The sequence below is a fragment of the Bhargavaea beijingensis genome (genome assembly GCF_900101985.1).
In the GTDB taxonomy this organism is placed as follows: domain Bacteria; phylum Bacillota; class Bacilli; order Bacillales_A; family Planococcaceae; genus Bhargavaea; species Bhargavaea beijingensis.
In genome coordinates, this window is the sequence record NZ_FNAR01000007.1 from 34,021 (window position 1) to 52,853 (window position 18,833).

16 protein-coding genes are annotated in these 18,833 nt (G+C 54.8%); all 16 read left to right on the top strand.

Going from position 1 to position 18,833, the window contains the following annotated elements:
- The first annotated feature begins 8 nt into the window (after positions 1–8).
- Entirely contained in the window at positions 9–1,364 is a 1,356-nt protein-coding gene (locus tag BLT01_RS07010; protein ID WP_092096295.1) for an acetyl-CoA carboxylase biotin carboxylase subunit, read from the top strand.
- Between the two features lies 1 nt (position 1,365).
- Positions 1,366–1,578, top strand: a complete 213-nt coding sequence (locus tag BLT01_RS07015) for a biotin/lipoyl-binding carrier protein (RefSeq protein WP_092096298.1) — start codon at positions 1,366–1,368, stop codon at positions 1,576–1,578.
- 35 nt (positions 1,579–1,613) lie between these two features.
- The gene (locus BLT01_RS07020; protein ID WP_092096301.1) at positions 1,614–3,155 is read left to right on the top strand and encodes an acyl-CoA carboxylase subunit beta; all 1,542 of its coding nucleotides are present in this window, start codon (positions 1,614–1,616) and stop codon (positions 3,153–3,155) included.
- 241 nt (positions 3,156–3,396) lie between these two features.
- On the top strand, positions 3,397–4,302 hold the full coding sequence (locus tag BLT01_RS07025) for a ketopantoate reductase family protein (protein WP_092096303.1): 906 nt from the start codon (positions 3,397–3,399) through the stop codon (positions 4,300–4,302).
- A complete protein-coding gene (locus BLT01_RS07030) occupies positions 4,295–4,687 on the top strand; it encodes a DUF3397 family protein (RefSeq protein ID WP_176765076.1) in 393 nt (130 codons plus the stop codon). The genes BLT01_RS07025 and BLT01_RS07030 overlap by 8 nt, the downstream gene beginning before the upstream one ends.
- 75 nt (positions 4,688–4,762) lie before the next feature.
- Positions 4,763–6,382: a bacillithiol biosynthesis cysteine-adding enzyme BshC gene (bshC, locus tag BLT01_RS07035; protein WP_176765077.1), complete on the top strand. Its 1,620-nt coding sequence runs from the start codon at positions 4,763–4,765 to the stop codon at positions 6,380–6,382.
- 592 nt (positions 6,383–6,974) lie between these two features.
- On the top strand, positions 6,975–7,406 hold the full coding sequence (gene mraZ / locus BLT01_RS07040; protein ID WP_092096310.1) for a division/cell wall cluster transcriptional repressor MraZ: 432 nt from the start codon (positions 6,975–6,977) through the stop codon (positions 7,404–7,406).
- A gap of 27 nt (positions 7,407–7,433) precedes the next feature.
- Positions 7,434–8,369, top strand: a complete 936-nt coding sequence (gene rsmH / locus BLT01_RS07045) for a 16S rRNA (cytosine(1402)-N(4))-methyltransferase RsmH (protein WP_092096313.1) — start codon at positions 7,434–7,436, stop codon at positions 8,367–8,369.
- Between the two features lie 57 nt (positions 8,370–8,426).
- Positions 8,427–8,810, top strand: coding sequence for a cell division protein FtsL (ftsL, locus tag BLT01_RS07050; protein ID WP_092096316.1), 384 nt, complete (start codon positions 8,427–8,429; stop codon positions 8,808–8,810).
- A 35-nt stretch (positions 8,811–8,845) separates the two neighbouring features.
- Positions 8,846–11,023, top strand: a complete 2,178-nt coding sequence (locus BLT01_RS07055; RefSeq protein WP_245696890.1) for a penicillin-binding transpeptidase domain-containing protein — start codon at positions 8,846–8,848, stop codon at positions 11,021–11,023.
- Positions 11,024–11,109: 86 nt separating this feature from the next.
- A complete protein-coding gene (locus tag BLT01_RS07060; RefSeq protein WP_092096563.1) occupies positions 11,110–13,020 on the top strand; it encodes a penicillin-binding transpeptidase domain-containing protein in 1,911 nt (636 codons plus the stop codon).
- 53 nt (positions 13,021–13,073) lie between these two features.
- The gene (mraY, locus tag BLT01_RS07065; RefSeq protein ID WP_092096321.1) at positions 13,074–14,045 is read left to right on the top strand and encodes a phospho-N-acetylmuramoyl-pentapeptide-transferase; all 972 of its coding nucleotides are present in this window, start codon (positions 13,074–13,076) and stop codon (positions 14,043–14,045) included.
- Position 14,046: 1 nt separating this feature from the next.
- Entirely contained in the window at positions 14,047–15,390 is a 1,344-nt protein-coding gene (gene murD / locus BLT01_RS07070) for a UDP-N-acetylmuramoyl-L-alanine--D-glutamate ligase (RefSeq protein ID WP_092096324.1), read from the top strand.
- A 40-nt stretch (positions 15,391–15,430) separates the two neighbouring features.
- Entirely contained in the window at positions 15,431–16,522 is a 1,092-nt protein-coding gene (locus BLT01_RS07075; protein WP_092096326.1) for an FtsW/RodA/SpoVE family cell cycle protein, read from the top strand.
- 15 nt (positions 16,523–16,537) lie between these two features.
- On the top strand, positions 16,538–17,350 hold the full coding sequence (locus BLT01_RS07080; protein ID WP_092096328.1) for a cell division protein FtsQ/DivIB: 813 nt from the start codon (positions 16,538–16,540) through the stop codon (positions 17,348–17,350).
- Positions 17,351–17,536: 186 nt separating this feature from the next.
- The gene (gene ftsA, locus BLT01_RS07085; RefSeq protein WP_092096331.1) at positions 17,537–18,811 is read left to right on the top strand and encodes a cell division protein FtsA; all 1,275 of its coding nucleotides are present in this window, start codon (positions 17,537–17,539) and stop codon (positions 18,809–18,811) included.
- Positions 18,812–18,833 lie beyond the last annotated feature (22 nt).

Sequence of the window (18,833 nt, forward strand, 5' to 3'; positions counted from 1 at the left end):
AGATCCGCATGGAAAAGATTCTTATCGCGAACCGGGGGGAAATCGCGTCACGTATCATCAGGACATGCCGGAAGCTCGGTATCCGCACCATTGCCGTCCATTCACAGGCCGATGCCGGTCTGCCTTTTGTACAGGAAGCGGATCAGTCGTTTGAAATCGGGCCTGGACCGGTTCCTCAGTCTTACCTGAAAGGCGATGAAATCATCGAGCTGGCCAAGAGGGAAGGTGCAGATGCCATCCATCCCGGCTACGGGCTGCTGTCGGAAAATGCGTCATTCGCAAGAAAAGTGCAGGAGGCGGGTCTGACATTTATCGGCCCTGCGGCTGATGTCATCGAAAAGATGGGGGATAAGATCGAAGCAAGACGCGCCATGATCGATGCGGGGGTTCCGGTCGTGCCGGGAACGGAGGAAGGCGTTGCCACGCTGGAAGAAGCGTTGGGCGCAGCCGAAGACATCGGTTACCCGGTCATGATGAAAGCGAGTGCCGGCGGAGGCGGGATCGGCATGGTCCGCTGTGAAAATGAGCAAGCGCTCAGTCGAAACTTCGATGGAGTAAAAAAACGCGCCATGTCTTATTTCGGGGATGACCGGGTGTTCATCGAGAAATTCATCGATGACGCCCGCCATATCGAAGTGCAGATTTTCGGAGACCACCACGGCAATATCGTTCATCTGTTTGAACGTAACTGCTCTGTACAGCGCCGTAATCAGAAGGTCATCGAAGAGTCTCCGTCACCCGCATTCCCGGAAGAGGCGAAAGCGCGGATGCTCAGTGCAGCAGTGGAAGCGGGGAAAGCAGTCAACTATACGAATGCCGGCACAGTCGAGTTCATCGTCGGCCCGGATAATGAGTTTTACTTCCTTGAGATGAATACACGGCTTCAGGTGGAACATCCGGTGACGGAAGCGGTAACCGGACTTGACCTGGTCAAATGGCAGATTGACGTGGCTTCCGGCAGGGAGCTGCCTGTGAAGGACCAGGACAAGGTGATGTCCGCCGGCCATGCGATTGAATACCGGATCTACGCGGAGGACCCGGAAAAGTTTCTTCCGTCACCGGGCAAGATTACACAGCTTGTCCTGCCGGAGGGAGAAGGGGTGCGGATCGACCGCGGTTACACGGAAGGGAACACAGTCACGCCATTTTATGACCCGATGATCGCAAAAGTGATCATCAGCGGCAGCACTCGCGAAGAGGCGATCCGCCGTTCGGAACAATTCTTCCGGGGGGCGGATGCTGCCGGCGTACGGACGAACATCCCGCTTTTCAAATCGTTCGCCGGTTCCGAAGAGTTTGCGGAAGGCAACTATACAACCCGGGTGCTAGAGGGATGGCAGGCCAAGAAAAAGGAGGAAGTTTAATATGAATGAACTAAAATCAACAATGGCAGGAACTGTTTTCACCGTAGATGTAAATGCAGGGGACGAAGTAACGGCAGGGCAGACGGTCGTGGTGCTGGAATCGATGAAAATGGAGATTCCGGTCGAAGCCGAAAAGGGCGGCAAGATCAAGGAAGTTCGCGTCAGCATCGGTGATTTCATCAATGAAGGGGACACCATCCTCACATTCGAATAATCGGCTGTCCGGCAGCCAAGGGAGGGGGAAGTGGAATGACAGTGAAAACAAACGAGAACGAACGTCTTGAAAGGTCACTGGAACAGATTTATGCGGGGGGACATGCGAAATATCATGAAAAGCAGAAGGAACAGGGCAAACTTTTTGTGAGGGACCGCCTCAAGCTGCTGTTTGACAACGGAGAGTACACGGAAGATGCCCGGTTTGCCAACGTTGAAGCCGGAGATTTGCCGGCGGACGGAGTCGTGACTGCCACAGGCAAGGTCGGGGGGAAGACCGTTTGTGTCATGGCGAACGATTCTACGGTGAAGGCCGGATCATGGGGGGCGCGGACGGTTGAAAAAATCATCCGCATCCAGGAAACGGCAGAACAGCTGAAAGTCCCGCTCCTTTACCTTGTCGACTCGGCCGGGGCGCGTATCACCGACCAGCTGGACATGTTCCCGAACCGCAGGGGGGCGGGGCGGATTTTCCATAACCAGGTGCGCCTTTCCGGGGTCATCCCGCAGATCTGCCTTTTGTTCGGACCGTCTGCGGCAGGCGGTGCCTATATCCCGGCTTTCTGTGACATCGTGATCATGGTGGACGGAAATGCCTCGATGTACCTCGGGTCCCCGAGGATGGCGGCGGAAGTGATCGGCGAAAAGGTAACGTTAGAAGAGATGGGCGGTGCCCGCATGCACTGCACGGTCAGCGGATGCGGAGACTGGCTTGCAGCGGATGAACAGGAAGCGATTGAAGCTGCGAAAGAGTACCTGGGCTTTTTCCCGTCCAACTTCGCCGGGAAACCGGAAGTCAAGACACCGGTTCCGGCAGCCGAAGGCCGGACGCTCGGTGAAATCATCCCTGAAAATCAGAACGCGCCTTTCGATATGTATGAGGCAATTGACAGATTGATTGATGAAGGAAGCTTTTTCGAAATCAAGAAGTTGTTCGCTCCGGAGCTGATCACCGGGCTCGCACGCATTGAAGGCCGGCCGGTCGGCATCATAGCGAACCAGCCGAAAGTCAAGGGTGGCGTCCTCTTTGTCGACTCGTCGGACAAAGGCGCAAAGTTCATTTCGCTCTGTGATGCATTTTCCATACCGCTTCTGTTCCTGGCGGATGTGCCGGGCTTTATGATCGGGACAAAGGTCGAGCGTGCAGGAATCATCCGCCACGGTGCCAAACTCATCTCTGCGATGAGTTCCGCGACGGTGCCGAAGATTTCCGTCATCGTCCGCAAGGCGTACGGCGCAGGGCTGTACGCAATGGCCGGCCCTGCTTTTGAGCCGGATGCCTGCATCGCGCTGCCGTCGGCACAGATTGCCGTCATGGGCCCTGAAGCGGCGGTCAACGCTGTGTATTCGAATAAGATCCAAGCCATCGAGGATCCGAAAGAGCGGATCCGGTTCATTCAGGAAAAACGTGCGGAGTATAAGGAACAGATTGATATCTATAAGTTGGCATCCGAGATGATCATCGATGATATCGTTTCGCCCGAAAACCTCCGTTCGGAACTGGCATCCAGGTACAGCTGCTATGCCACAAAAGAAGTTGTGCCACCTCTTCGCAAGCACCCGGTCAATCCGGTATAATAGGACTGCAACAAGGCCTGCCCTATCGGCGGGCCTTTTCGATGGGGAAAGGAGCTCCAAAACCTGTCCGGCTTGCGGTGAATGGAAAAGCAACTGAAACTGTCCAAAAATAAGCCTGTGGAGAGCTATATCAACCTTTGTAGACAGCAACAGTCGAAAAGGGGGGGCGTAGAAGCAGGAATCATCTTGCATAGATAATTGCCTTTTCTATATTGTCTATGTTTTAAGGAGCAGATTGGCGATGAGGATCAATGTAGCTGGCGCCGGGGCCATCGGGATGCTGATCGGTGCCCGCCTTGCCGAAGTCGGATTCGATGTCCGGATGATTACGAGAACTGCTAAGCAGGCAGCGGCGATCCGTGATGAAGGGATTCTGCTTTCGAAGGGAAATGAGAAAAAGGTCTTCAGTGTAGGGGCGACAGCAAGTTCCGAAGCTGGCATAGAAGACGGCCTGACCATACTGGCGATGAAGTCTTATGACCTTGAACCATTTCTTGAGGAACTAAACGGAAAGCTTGGGGAAGCACCGCTGCTGTTTATACAAAACGGCGTGTCGCATTTGTCTCTGCCCGCGCGTTTCCGGGATCGGCCGATTGCATTTGGGACGGTCGAGCATGGTTCCAGGAAAACCGGCCCCCGTTCGGTTGAGCACACCGGAACGGGACCACTCCGGATTTCGCCTGCTACTGATGATTTCACCCCTTTTCACCCGCTGTTGACCGCCCATTCTCCGACTTTCCCCGTTGTCCGTGCAGAAGAGGGGCCGGGGCAGCTTCTCATGAAAAAGGCAGTGAAGAACTGTCTGATTAACCCGGTGACGGCTGTAGCCGGTGTCAGGAATGGGATGCTGGCAGAAGATCCGGACCTCCGAGCATTGCTTGGCCGGATGCACGCGGAACTTGCTGAGGCATTTCCGGAGATTGCAGGCGAGGTGACACTGGGCGAGGTGTTTGATCTCTGCCGGAAAACAGCGGACAACACCTCTTCGATGCTGGCCGATCTCATGGCGGGAAGAAAGACGGAAGCCGATTCAATCATGGGCGGTGTAATTGTGCTTGCACAGGAGCGCTGCGCGTCTCTTCCGTCAGTGACGGCACTGTATGACCTTGTCCGTTCATTGGAAAGGAGGGGAGACCGGCATGGCTGACTACTTCTTTGCTGCGGCGGGATTTCTGATTGCGTTCCCGGCAGTTGCATTTTTCTTTTTTTTCACCGTGTTCACCCGGCTGTATAAGGATCCGTCAAAGGGGTTCAGCAGGGCGGCAGATTGCACGACCTTTCTGCTATTGCCCGCTGTGCCGGCTGTGGTGGAGGCATTTACCGGTTATCAGACGGAATTCTACCTGGCTATGGCGGTAATCGTGTTTGCGCTTTATATGACTTATCGGGAACGCAAGACGGAACACGATTTCGAAATCGGCCCGCTTCTGCGGAAAATCTGGCGTCTGTTGTTTCTGATCCTTTCGGCAGCCTACCTGGCAGCATCGGTCATCGGGACCGGGGTCATGATTGCCGATTATATTGGCAGATGAGCGGAATTTTTTCATTCGGCGGATCGGGAATGCTATAATCGGATTCGATTAATGAATGCAAATGGGGTTTTCGACATGGAATTTGAACGACTGGACATCCGGCCGGCGGGGAAAGTCATGGACGCCTACTTAAATAATCCGGATTTTATCCATACATATTTTGACTATCCGACGGACCGCGCCGGTTATTTGAGCAGGCTTGAGGAACTGCAAAACCGGTCTTTTGACCGTGCAGGACTGGCCTCTGTAATCCGGAGGTTCATGGGAAACGCCGCAGGGTTATCGGGAAAATCCGAAGCTCATCTGCAGGAACTTGAGGAAGGGGCGCAGGCAGTTGTCGGAGGACAGCAGGCGGGGCTTCTGACCGGCCCGCTTTATTCGGTGAACAAGGCCCTGTCCGTCATCGTGGAGGCGCGCCGGCTCCGCGAAAAGCTCGGCACGCCTGTTGTTCCGGTTTTCTGGATTGCAGGTGAAGACCATGATCTGCTGGAAATCAACCATGTCTATTCAATATCGGATGAACGTCCGGTTAAACGGCAGTTCCCGGTCCCGTTCGGAGCAAAGACTATGGCATCCGAGACAGCATTCAATCCCGCCGATATGGAAAGGTTTATACGCGGGGTGTTCCGCGATTATGGTGAGACTGCCTATACTGAAAGCCTGATCGGAACCGTCCTCGGCTGCCTGGAGGGCAACTCAACCTATACCTCCTTCTTCGCCGCCCTAATGACAAGGCTGTTCAGTGACGAGGGGCTGTTGCTGCTCGATGCGGCCGATCCTGCGTTAAGACAGTTTGAAAAGCCTTACTTTGAGAACATGGTCCGCCGGTCTGCCGATATCGCAGCGGGGGTGGCGGAAACGGAAGAACGTTTCGGCCGAGACGGCTTTGACACTCCCCTCGGCGCTGAAGAGCAGGATGCCCATCTGTTTTATGTGGATACAGGAGAGCGGTTCCTCCTCAAGCGGGAGGAAGGTCGTTTTGTCAACAAACAGGCAGGATTCTCATTCTCGGAAGATGAGCTGGCAGAGTTGGCTCTTGCACATCCTGAACGGTTCAGCAACAACGTTGTGACCCGGCCGGTCATGCAGGACCTGGTCATTCCGGTGTTGGCGTTCGTAGGGGGACCCGGCGAAATTGCCTACTGGTCACTGTTGCGTCCGGCGTTCCGGGAAATGGGCATCAAGATGCCGGTCGTCGTGCCCCGGCAGTCGCTGACATTCATCAGCCGCCTGACCGAGAACCTCCTTGAGGAAACCGGCCTGAGTGCCGGAGACGTACTGGCCGGCATGGCGCAGGAAAAACAGCGGTCATACATCGAACAGGTCAGCGATCGGGATGCGTCCGGCCGAATCGACCGAATGGAAGAACAGTTGAATGCCGGCTACCGGGAACTTGCCGACTCCCTTGAATCCAGGGGACGGCACGTCCGGGAGCTGGTCATGAAGAATATCGGATTCCATGAGCGCCAGTTCAACTACTTGCGGGAGAAGATCCGCGAATCAGTCCTTCTCGAGCATGAGACGGCGATTCGCCGATACGACCGCCTTCAAGCGGAACTACTGCCGGAAGGCGGGTTCCAGGAGCGGAAGTACTCGCCTTTCCAGTATATGAACGAATACGGTCCGCATTTTATTTCTGATCTTGCGGCAAAAATGAGCGGACAACCGGGAGACCACCACCTGGTCCGCCTCTGATCACCGTCCCAACCAGCCTGTACCGCTCTTAACGGTGGTGTCGGGCTGCGGGCAAACCGGACCCGGAACAATCGTTCCGGGTCCGGTTTTTTATATTATCGGATGGCAAGCGTCTCTTCCCTAACGCTCCTTGAGCGGCCGGCCGCCATGCCTTCCGGGTGACCCCGGCTCAGCAGGCAGTGGTTGCAGGCTGAAGACAGCAAAAGACTGCCTATCAGGCTCTGATGAACACATTCCGTCTGCATCCATCATCCTGAAGGGTTTTATGGAAAAGAAAAACTGCAGGCAAAGGAGTAATCCGTTTTCTTTGTCTTCAGTCCGGCACCGTCCTTAAAGGGCGGTGCTTTTCTTGTCCTTCTGATGGGAGAGAAGAAGCATATTGGACAAGAGATGAGAGTTGAGGAGAGCCGAAAGTTCGCAAGTGTGGTTTCTATCCGGCGTTACAGGTGTTGCCGCCTGAACTAACTTGAAAATAGGGACGGGAAGACCCACAGTTTCCGTTACCAAATTGTAATATAAGAGATTTGCAAAAACGGGTGGAGGAAAGTGGGGGGATGTGGTACATTAAGTTTACGATGTGGGGTGAAGACACATGTTCATGGGCGAATATCAGCATACGGTTGATGCAAAAGGCCGGCTGATCATTCCGGCGAAGTTCCGCGATGATCTGGACGGCGGATTCGTCGTCACCCGCGGATTGGATAAATGCCTGTTCGCTTACACCATGGACGAGTGGAAACGTCTTGAAGAAAAGCTTAAGGCGTTGCCGGTCACCAAAAAAGATGCCCGAGCATTCACCCGCTTCTTCTTCTCCGGGGCAACCGAGGTGGAACTTGATAAGCAGGGACGCGTCAATTTACCTGCGAACCTTTTGAGTTATGCCGGCCTCGAGAAGGATTGCGTCGTACTCGGGGTTTCCAGCCGGATTGAAATCTGGGCGAAGGATGCCTGGGAAGGTTATTTCGAGGAATCGGAAGACTCCTTTAACGAGATTGCTGAAAACCTCATTGACTTTGATATTTAAACTCACCGATGAAAGAAGGGGACGGACATGTTCGATCATGTGACCGTGCTGCTGAAAGAGACAGTCGACGGACTGAATGTCCGTCCTGACGGCCTCTATGTCGACTGCACACTCGGCGGCGGCGGCCATAGTGAATATCTTGTGCAGCAACTTGGAGAAGGCGGACGGCTGATCTGCTTTGATCAGGATGAAACCGCCATCCGCCATGCGCGTGAGCGCCTGGCGGACCATCTGGACAAGATTATATTCGTCCGATCGAACTTCCGGTACCTGGAGGAAGAGCTTAGGAATTTGGGCATCACCGGTGTCGATGGTGTGCTCTATGATCTGGGCGTCTCTTCGCCCCAATTCGATACGCCGGAGCGGGGCTTCAGCTACCGCTATGACGCGCCGCTTGACATGAGAATGGACCAAAGCGCCTCGCTCAGCGCCTATGAAATCGTTAATGAATGGGCCTATGGAGACCTGGTCCGCATCTTCTACCGATATGGTGAAGAGAAATTTTCCAAGCAGATTGCCAGGAAAATCGAAGAAGCCAGGAAGGAAAGCCCGATCCGGACCACCTTCGAACTCGTGGAACTGATCAAGGCAGGCATCCCTGCTGCAGCAAGAAGGAAAGGCGGACATCCTGCAAAGCGGATTTTCCAGGCCATCCGGATCGCCGTCAATGATGAATTGGGGGCGGCTGAAGAGTCGCTGCAAGATGCTATCCGGCTGTTGAACAAAGGCGGCCGGATCAGCGTCATTACATTCCACTCGCTGGAGGACCGGCTCGTCAAGACGATGTTTAAGGAGGCATCTTCGCTTCCTGACCTGCCTCCCAATTTGCCGGTGATTCCCGAAGGCATGGAGCCCGAGCTGAAACTGATTACCAGAAAACCGATCCTGCCTTCCGAAGAGGAGCTGGAGAGCAACAATCGCTCCCACTCCGCAAAACTCAGAATCGCAGAAAAACAGAGATAATCAATACTCGTACACAAAAAGAAACGAGAAAAAACAAACCAAGGGGGACTAGTTTCGATGGCGCTTGAAGCACGCAAGTTTGACCATGCATACATACAGGAACCCGAGATCACCCGTGTGCCGGCACCCGCGCCGGATCCGGCGACACAACCGGAACGCAAGAAAAAATGGTTCACAAAAGGCGAAAAAACGCTGTTCGTGGCGTTTGTTGCCGCAGTGGCCATGTTCGCGGTTATCCTTCTCCAGGCGCAGTCGTCCCTCAGCGAGGTGAACAAGGAGATCCAGCTGATCCAGTCCGATATTACGGAAACGGCCAAGCAAAATCATGATTTGTCCATACAGGTGAGCGAAAAATCGACCTACGAGCGCATCTGGGGTAAAGCCCGCGAGCTCGGCCTGTCGCTCAATGAGAAAAACGTGAAGGTCGTGCCTGGGCAATGAAAAAGAAGTTTCGTTTCCAATGGGGAGCCTTCCTGATGTTTTGCGTCTATGGAGGGCTCTTTTTACTTTTATTCTCAAGATTCCTATTCATTCAGGTGACGGGGGAAGCCGAGGGTCAGCCGCTCCGGGCCATGGCCCATGCAAAGTACGAACGGGAACAGGTACTGAGTGCCGACCGGGGCAAGATTGTTGACCGGTCGGGAGATCCCATTGCGGAAGACACAGTGAGCTATAAGCTGATTGCGATTCTATCCGAAAAGGCCAGCAAGGACGTCAAAAATGATAAATGGCTACATGTCGTCGATCGGGAAAAGACCGCCCGCGCCCTTTCCGAACATATTGACATGTCAGAGGAAGAGATCCTGGATCGGCTGAACCGGCAGGAAGATCCGGATGTCTACCAAGTGGAATTTGGTCCGGCGGGACGTGACTTGAGCCATGACAAGATGAAAAAGATCGAAGCACTCAAGCTCCCCGGCATCCAGTTCGTGAAAGACAAAAAGCGGTTTTATCCGAACGGTCCGTTCGCATCGCACCTGATCGGCTTCGCGCAGAAGATGGAGCAGAAAGACGGAACGGTTAAGACAGTCGGCCAGATGGGGCTTGAGAAGACGTTTGATGACCTGTTAACCGGCAAGGACGGAAAGATGGCCTATGAAAGTGATACATGGGGGTATTTGCTCCCCGGTGCAGAAAAGCAGGTGACCTCTCCCGAAGACGGGGCGGACATCAAGCTGACACTCGACAAGACGATCCAAAATTTCGTTGAAGATTCCATGAATCAGGTGGAGAAAGAGTACGCCCCCGAGCGTATGTCGGTAATTGTAGCCAATCCGGAAACAGGCGAGATTCTTGCAATGAGCCAGCGGCCGACATTCGATCCGGAGACAAGGGACGGGCTGTCGTCCAACTGGCTGAACGAAGCGGTCCAATACACGATCGAACCGGGCTCGACCATGAAAATCTTCACTCTCGCTTCGGCAATCGAAGAAGGCGTCTGGAAACCGGATGACTATTTCAAGTCGGGCAGCTACTCGATCTACGATACGACCATTTATGATCACAATAAAAACGGCTGGGGCTGGATCTCCTTCAGGGAAGGGTTTCAGCGATCCTCGAACGTGTCGATGGCTTATCTCCTTGAGAGAATGGGTGGGCAAGCGATGATGAAACATTACCGGGATTTCGGTTTCGGCCAGAAAACCGGCATCGACCTTCCCGGCGAAGCCACCGGCAGCCTGAACGACGTCGGTCCGGTCGAGCGGCTGACGACGGCCTACGGGCAAGGAACGACCGTCACGCCAATCCAGATGGTGCAGGCTGCGTCGGCGATCGCAAACGGCGGAACGATGATGAAGCCGTACATGATCAAGGAGATCAAAGATCCGAATACGGGAAAAGTACTGCGCGAAGGTCAGCCGGAGGAAAAGTCCAGCCCGATTTCAGCGGAAACAGCGGAAACCGTTCTTGAGCTGATGGAGTCGACGGTCACTTCGGAAAATGGCACTGGCCGGATTTTCCAGTTGAATGATTATTCGGTTGCCGGAAAAACGGCGACTGCCCAGATCCCAAACGGCAAGGGCGGCTACCTCCGGGGGCCGAACAATTTGATGTACGGATTCCTCGGCATGGCGCCTGCGGATGACCCTCAACTGATTGTATATGTGAACGTGCACCGGCCGAAGATCCCCGCTGGCGAGTATGGTGCAGTTCCTGTTTCGAAAATCTTCAAGCCTGTCATGGAAAACAGCCTGAAGCACCTGAATATCCGTCCGGATGTGGACCAGGAAACGGGCAAAGCTTACAATCTTCCTGATTTTGCAGGACAGGCTTCGGATTCGGCAGCCAAAGAACTTGCTGAAAACGGCATCCATGCCGTGATTACGGGAAGCAAAGGGGAAGTTGCCGCGCAGTTCCCTGTTAAAGGGACGCCAGTCCTTCAGGAAAGCGTCGTCCTGCTGCAAACAGAAGGCGAGCCGGTCATTCCGGACTTCACGGGATGGCCGAAGCGGTCCATTTTGGCTTATGCATCCATGACCGGCGCCAATGTCAAGCTGAGCGGTGAAGGGTATGCCGTGTCTCAAAGTGTATCGCCGGATTCACCCGTAGATCCTGCTACTCCGGTGGTGATCCAGTTGGAGACCCCGGAGCAGGAAGTCATCAAGTCCGGAAAAGAAGAGAAAACGGAGGAAGAGGAGCTGCCGCTTGACTAAGCGTCTGAATAGCACAGGCAAGCCTGTCATACGTTGTAAGAAAAACGTAAGGTGGGAGAAATGTGCGACGCTTTATCGAAGCCCGGATGAGAAAACGGCTCCGGCTGGCCTTTCTTGTCCTCGCCGTCCTGTTTGCCGCATTGCTTGCAAAACTGTTCCATGTCCAGATCGTCCGTAATGCGGAATTGACCGAGAAGGCGATGGAAAACTGGGATCGGGAGCTTCCGTTTGCCGGAAAGAGGGGAGAGATCCTTGACCGTAACGGCAACCGCATCATCGGCAACCGCATTGCGCCCACTCTGTACTTCATGCCTTCCCAGAACCGGGATATCGCAGGCACAGCAAGAAAACTTGCCCCGCTGATTGATGCGGACCCGAAAAAATTGGAAGAGCAAATGTCGAAAAGAGCGTCTATCATTAAACTCGCGCCGGAAGGCAAGAACATCCCGTATGAAACAGCCGTCCGGATCGGGAAAATGGGGATTCCCGGCCTTTACACCGGCGTCGACTATGTGCGGGACTATCCCTATGGCGATATGCTGTCACGGCTTGTCGGGTTTACCGGCTACGACAACCAGGGACTTGCAGGGATCGAGTACGCCTATGAAAGCACACTGACGGGCAAGGGCGAAAAAGTTCGGCTATTTGTGGATGCCAAAGGCAATCCGCTGCCCCATGTCGGTGACGGCTGGGTGGAAGGTGCCGGTGGGGCGGATGTGGAGCTGACGATTGATGTCCGCATCCAGGAAATCGTGGAGCGGGAACTTGAACAGGCCATGCTCAAGTATGATGCCGCGCAGGCACTTTCGATCGTCATGGCCCCTGACACCGGTGAGATTCTCGCCCTTGCATCCACCCCGAACTTTGATCCGTCAGACTACTCCTCGGTCGACCCTTCCATCTTTAACCGGAATCTGCCGGTGTGGATGACGTTCGAACCGGGTTCGACATTCAAAATCATCACCTTGGCAGCGGCGCTTGAAGAGGGGAAAGTGAACCTTGAGAAAGATCATTTCCATGATCCGGGCTACGCCCTCGTAGAAGGAACCCGCCTCCGATGCTGGAAGCGCGAGGGACACGGATCCCAGACATTTCTAGAAGTCGTTGAGAACTCGTGCAACCCGGGGTTCATCGCACTCGGCCAGCGGGTAGGGAAAGATAAGCTTATGCAATACATCCGGGACTTCGGATTTGGTGCAACGACCGGATCCGGCATTGCCGGCGAGGCTTCGGGGATCCTGTTTTCGGAAGAAGCGTTCGGCCCTGTGGAACATGCGACGACCTCGTTCGGACAGGGAATCTCTGTCACGCCAATCCAGCAGGTGCAGGCTGTGGCGGCAACCATCAACGGCGGGCGGATCATGAAACCGTACGTTGTCAGCCGCGTGCTGGATCCGGAAACGGGAAAAGCGATCAAAGAAATCCGCCCGGAGGAAAAACGGCGGGTGATCAGTGAGGAAACGTCCAAGCAAGTGCGTGAATCACTGGAATCGGTCGTCGCCAACGGATCCGGGCGAAATGCTTTCGTGGACGGCCTGCGGGTCGCGGGTAAAACAGGCACTGCTCAAAAGGTGGAGGATGGGCGGTACAAGGAGGGGGATTATATCGTATCCTTCATCGGCTTTGCTCCAGCGGACGACCCGGACATTCTCGTCTACGTAGCGGTGGACAGCCCGAAAAACGAAGTCCAGTTCGGGGGGACGATCTCGGCGCCGATAGTCGGAAGGATCATCGGCGATGTAGCCGCCGTCCGGGGAATCGGACCGAGAAAAGGACAGCTGGAGCGGGAATACCGCTGGGGTGACCCTGTCCAGATCCGTGTACCTGACCTGACCGGAAAAACATATGACGAAATCAGGCAGATGCTGTACACTGTGAAACTGGAATGGCACGGATCAAAAGGCGGAACCGTTGTCCGGCAGCTCCCGGAGCCGGGGACACTCATGGAAGAATCGGGCACGCTCCACCTTTATGCCGGACCTGACGAAAAAGATTAACGATAAGAGGTGCCTGAGCAGGCACCGCCGTTTTAAAAGGAGAACGAGAATACATGACACTCGCCACGACCATCACGATCATTGCGATCGCCTTTATCATATCTGCGCTTCTCGCGCTGCCGCTGATCCCGATGCTCAGAAGGCTTAAGTTCGGCCAGAGCATCCGGGAGGAAGGCCCGCAGGCGCACCAGAAAAAAGCCGGAACCCCGACAATGGGGGGCATCATCTTTATCCTCTCCATCGTCACGACCGCTCTCGCGCTCGGCTGGATGAACGGACTGCTGACCACGCAGACGATCGTCCTGCTGCTCGTGCTTGCCGGGTTCGGGCTGATCGGATTCCTGGATGACTTTATCAAGGTCGTCCTAAAACGTAATCTCGGACTGACGTCCCTCCAGAAGTTGATCGGCCAGATCGCCATCGCCGTCGTCTCTTACCTGCTGCTCCGTCTGGGGCCGTTTGAGACAACCGTAGGTCTGCCGTTCACGTCATTCGAAATTGACCTGGGACCGTTTTATGTCCTGTTCCTCATCTTCTGGCTTGTCGGTTTTTCAAATGCCGTCAACCTGACGGACGGCCTTGACGGACTGGTGGCAGGCACTTCTTCGATCGCCTTTGCGGCATTCGGGGTGCTTGGACTGGTTTACGGCCAGGAAGATCTATCGCTCGTCGCATTTTCCGTGACCGGAGCGCTTCTCGGTTTCCTTCTCTTCAATGCCAATCCGGCAAAGATTTTCATGGGGGATACCGGCTCATTGGCGCTCGGCGGAATATTGGCAATGCTATCTGTCCTGATGAAACAGGAACTGCTCCTGCTTCTTGTAGGAATCGTTTTTGTCATCGAGACACTATCCGTCATTTTGCAGGTGATTTCGTTCAAGACGACCGGAAAGCGGATTTTCAAGATGAGCCCGATCCATCACCACTTCGAATTGTCGGGGTGGTCCGAATGGAAAGTCGTCATCGTGTTCTGGACAGCAGCGCTTGCCGCTGCGCTAATCGCGGTATTGCCGGAGGTGATCTGATATGAAACCGATACACCAATTTGAAGGCCGCCGTGTACTTGTGCTGGGGCTTGCCAAAAGCGGTTCGGCCGCCGCGCGTCTCTTGAACCGGCTTGGCGCCGATGTGGTAGTGAATGATGCCAGGGGAGACGACCCGGAAGCCGCCCCTCTACGTGAACTGGGCATCGAGGTGATTCTCGGCGGCCACCCGGAGGACCTGCTTGACAGGGGATTCGACTACGTCGTCAAAAATCCGGGCATCCGATATGACCATCCGGTCGTCTCTCGGGCGATGAAGGCCGGCATCCCGGTCTGGACCGAAGTGGAGCTGGCCTACCTGATCAGCGAAGCCCCGCTGCTCGGCGTCACCGGATCCAACGGAAAGACGACCACCACCACCCTCCTCTACCACATGCTCAATATCGGAGGCAAAAATCCGCTGATCGCAGGTAATATCGGCACACCCTCATGCCTGGTTGCAGCAGAGGCAGAGCCGGATCAGGCCATTGTCATCGAATTGTCGTCGTTCCAGCTGATGGGCACGGAAAGGTTCCGTCCGAAGATCGCGATCTGGACGAACCTGTATGAAGCACATATCGACTACCATGGAACGTTCGGAGAATACGGGGAAGCCAAATTCAATATCACCCGTAACCAGCTGCCGGAAGACGTACTGATCTACAATGCCGACCAGCAGGCGGTGGCGGACTATGCCGAGAGGTCCTTTGCGAGGAAAATTCCCTTTACGCTCGCCGGCCGGGCGGAAGACGGCATCAGCGCAGATGGGGAAGCGGTATACTGGTACGGCGAGAAGTTGCTGGAACGTTCCTCCATTCTGCTGCCGGGACGCCATAATCTGGAGAACATCCTGTCGGCGACGGCTGCAGCCCTTACATACGGCAGCCCGCTGGAAGCAGTGAAGGACGTTCTCTCCTCTTTCTCGGGGGTCCGTCACAGAACACAATTTATCCGGGAATGGAAAAAACGCAGGTTCTACAATGATTCGAAGGCGACCAACACCCTTGCAACCAAAAGTGCGCTTGAGGCATTTGGCGGTCCTGTCGTCCTTCTGGCCGGGGGATTGGACCGGGGCCATTCATTCGAGGAGCTGCGCCCGTTTATGGACCGTGTCCGGGAGATTGTCGTTTTCGGGGAAACGGCCGGCCGGCTCGGTGAATTTGCCGAATCATGCGGTGTCGCGGGCATCCATGATGCTTCCGATATCGAACAGGCGACTGAAATAGCAGCCGGCGTATCAAGGGAAGGAGATACCATCTTGCTGTCGCCGGCCTGCGCGAGCTGGGACCAGTACGAAAGCTTTGAGGTCCGGGGCGACCGCTTCATCGAGGCTGTCCGGAAGCTTTAGAACCCTCCCGATAAAGTTAGCCGATCCATAACAAGGAAGGATGCATGCACTGGAAAAAAAGCTCCTGATCCTGTTTGCCTCCGCTGCTGCAGCGCTCAGTTTTCTGGGAATCCTATTTGTTCATTCTGCGGGATCATACTGGGGAGAGATCCACTATGAGGGTTCCCTCCCATTCGCCCTGAAGCAGACGGTTTATCTTGCTGTGGCTCTGGCCGCGGCTGCATTTATCCTGCGATTCAGAGGAATCGGGAACAAAAAGTTCTGGAGTGCCGTCTACATTCTATCTATTATTCTTCTGGTTGGTGTGCTTATTCCGGGAATCGGAGCAGTGCGCAACGGTTCACAGAGCTGGATCGCACTTGGACCGATCAGTCTCCAGCCGGCAGAATTCACGAAGATTGCAGTGATCGGCAAGCTTGCCTCCATGCTGGGTGAACAGCGGGGCCGGAAGGTGTTCAGGTTCTCCCATCTGGCAGTCATCCTATTGCCGGCGGGGCTGATCATGCTTCAGCCCGACTTCGGATCGATGATGATCATGACTGTCTCGGCTTTCTGTGTGCTTCTGATTGCCGGGTATCCGCTGAAGTTCTTTTTCGGGCTCGGAGCGGCCGGGGCAGCCGGCATTACTGCACTGATTGCGGCAGCCCCTTACCGCCTGGACCGGATCAAAGCTTTCCTGGATCCGTGGAGCGATCCGCTGGGGAGCGGATTCCAGGGAATCCAATCCCTTCTCGCGGTGGGTCCCGCCGGCCTGCTTGGTTACGGTTACGGCCAGAGCAGGCAAAAATACCTGTACTTGCCCGAGCCGCAGAACGATTTCATCTTTGCCATCATCGCCGAGGAAATCGGGTTTATCGGTTCCTCCGCCGTCATCCTTCTCTTCCTGTTGCTGACCGCCGCGGCTTTCGGGCTTGCGGCCCGCCAGCGGGACCCGTTCTCGCTCCAGATGGTATCGGGCATGGCAGCCATGCTCGGTTTCCAGTCTTTCCTCAATATTGGAGTCGTGACGGGACTGCTGCCCGTGACAGGCGTCACCCTGCCGTTCATCAGCTACGGCGGATCATCGTTGCTTGCCGCCTGGATTGCGGCTGCCCTCATCCTGAGATTTGGATCCGGTGGGGGAAAGGGCTGAAAGGAGGCCTTCCGTTTGGATAAAGTAATCGATATCGAAGATCGTATCCCTTCCCTTAGAGAAAAGAGGAAGAGAAGGGCGAACCGGAACTTTCTGTTTCTGCTCGTCCTGTTCCTTTTGCTGCTGGCGGTACTGCTCTATTTCCAGTCACCGCTCAGCAAAGTGAAGGAGATCCACGTGGAAGGCGCGGCCCTCCAGAGCGAAGAGGAGTACATCCGGGCCTCCGGCATCCGTACGGGAGATCCACTTTGGGGATTTCGTGCAGGCAAAGTCAAGCAATCGGTGACAAGCCTGAAAGGCGTGGAACATGCAGAGGTCATCAGAAAAGACTTCCGCGATGTTGTCATCCGGGTGGACGAGTTTGAAACCGTGGCCATCATCCAGCAGGAGTCGGGTTTCCAGCCAGTTCTTGCAGATGGTTCGGTTTTCGCCCAAGTATCCGAAACACCGCCGTCCGCTCCTGTTCTCTCAGATTTTGGCGAACGCGGGCAGTTGAAGAAGATGGTGAATGAGCTGGAAAAAATTCCCGAATCCATCGCCTCCCTCATCTCGGAAGTGAAATACACCGGTGAAGGGTCCATCACAGCGTTCATGACAGATGGTTATGAAGTCCGTGGCATGATTTCCGGTTTTGCCGAGAAGATGGAATACTATCCATCGATCGTCACTCAACTTACGGAAGAGGGAAAAGGGGTCATCGACCTTGAGGCGGGGGTCTTCTTTACCAGCTACGAAACGATCTATGGAAATGGTGAAACACGGAATGATGGGGAAGGGGAAGAAGATGCGGAAGGGGAACCCGATGAACAGGAAATCAGTATCCCATGATTTTCCTGGAGTCTTGCGTTGTACGGTCCAGACGCTTGCAATAAGTTGCTAGAACCTCCCTTTTGCGTTTAAAGTATAGAGGGAGCGGGAATTGAAGGATTTTGAACATAATTCACGAATATACTTAACATTGACTAGAGAATGAAATAGAATGATTGTTAAGAGGATCAGAAGGAGGTGCCATCCGTGAGTCAGGCCGATATGTATGTTTCACTCGACATCGGTTCCTCCTCCGTTAAAGTGCTGATCGGGGAAATGACGGATCGTTCGTTGCACGTAATCGGAGTCGGAAATGTAAAATCGGAAGGCATCCGGAAGGGTGCCATCGTAGATATAGATGCAACTGTCCAGTCCATCCGGAAGGCAGTTGAACAGGCTGAGCGGATGATCGGAATGTCGATCCGGGAGGTCGTGCTGGGAATCCCGGCCAATCAGGTCATGCTTCAGCAGGTGAAGGGCGTCGTGGCGGTGAACAGCGAAAACCGCGAAATTACGGACGATGACCTTGACCGGGTCATGAGATCCGCGGAAGTGATGATTCCGGCGGAGCGGGAGCTCATCAACATCATCCCGCAGCAGTTCATCGTCGATGACCTCGATGAGATCAAGGATCCGCGCGGCATGATCGGTGTCCGTCTCGAAATGGACGCCACGCTCGTGACGACGTCACGAACGCTGCTCCACAACATTCTTCGCTGTGTCGAGCGGGCAGGCCTTCAGATTCGGGAAATTTATCTGCAGCCGCTCGCGGCCGGGTACTTTGCCCTGTCAGAGGACGAAAAAAACCACGGTACCGCCTATGTGGATATCGGCGGAGGTTCGACAACAGTCGCTGTATTCGGTGACGGCCGCCTTGTTTCGGCGGGCGTCCTTCCCGTGGGCGGCGACCATGTGACAAAAGACCTGTCGATCGTTCTTAAAACGACGACCGAACAGGCGGAGCAGATCAAGCACCAGTACGGACATGCTTATTACGATGATGCTTCCGAGGATGAATTGTTCGAAGTGCCTGTTGCAGGCATGGAGACAAAAGACCAATACAGCCAGAAGTATATTTCCGAAATCATCGGCGTCCGTCTCGAGGAATTGTTCGAGATGGTACTGGACGAGCTGTACCGGATGGATATCCGGGACCTTCCGGGCGGGATTGTCCTGACCGGCGGCACGGCGAAGCTTGAGGGTCTGCCGCAGCTTGCAAGGGAAGTTCTCCAGACACGTGTCCGGACTTATGTGCCGGAGTTTATCGGTGTCCGTGAGCCAAAGTACTCAACTGCGGTCGGTCTTATCCGCTATGCCCGTATGGAAGATGAATTCTTCGGCCAGCGCGGGGAATCCCCGTTCGGCGAAGCGATGGAGGCGGCGGCACCGGCTCCCGCAAAGAAGAAAGAGCCGCGCGGCAAGGACGACCAGGAAAAAGTCGTCAGCCGGATGAAAAAATTGTTTGATAAATTCTTTGATTGACCGGAAGTCACCCGTACATCCA